Origin of the sequence: Bacillus sp. JJ722, from assembly GCF_036963345.1 — a bacterium.
Lineage (GTDB): Bacteria > Bacillota > Bacilli > Bacillales > DSM-1321 > Bacillus_AD.
This window is the reverse complement of the sequence record NZ_JBALMO010000303.1, coordinates 10,341-10,635: the sequence shown is the minus strand read 5'-3', so window position 1 is coordinate 10,635 and position 295 is coordinate 10,341. Positions and strand designations below refer to the sequence as shown.

Genomic DNA, 295 nt, shown 5'->3' with positions numbered 1-295 from the left:
CTTCTTTTCGGGAGGGATTGGAATGAAGTTAATTTTAATAGATATGGATCGTACATTACTTCTTAATGAAGAAATAAGAATAAATGAATCAGATATAGAAGCTATCAAGTTATCACAAGTGAAAGGGAATAAGGTTGTTATAACCACAGGGCGCGCATATTCTGATGCAAAGCATATTTTAGATAACCACAAACTAAATTGTCTTATAGTGGCATCTAATGGTGCGGAAATAGGGGAAGGAAACAACTATAAAGTAATTGAAGAGATACCAGTTCCGTTATGTCATTTTTTAATT

Annotated in this window: 1 protein-coding gene; it reads left to right on the top strand. The window is 32.9% G+C overall.

Annotation, left to right across the window (positions count from 1 at the left end):
* Positions 1-22: 22 nt before the first annotated feature.
* A partial coding sequence (locus V7014_RS24485) for an HAD family hydrolase (protein ID WP_335511270.1) occupies positions 23-295 on the top strand: 273 nt, incomplete at its 3' end.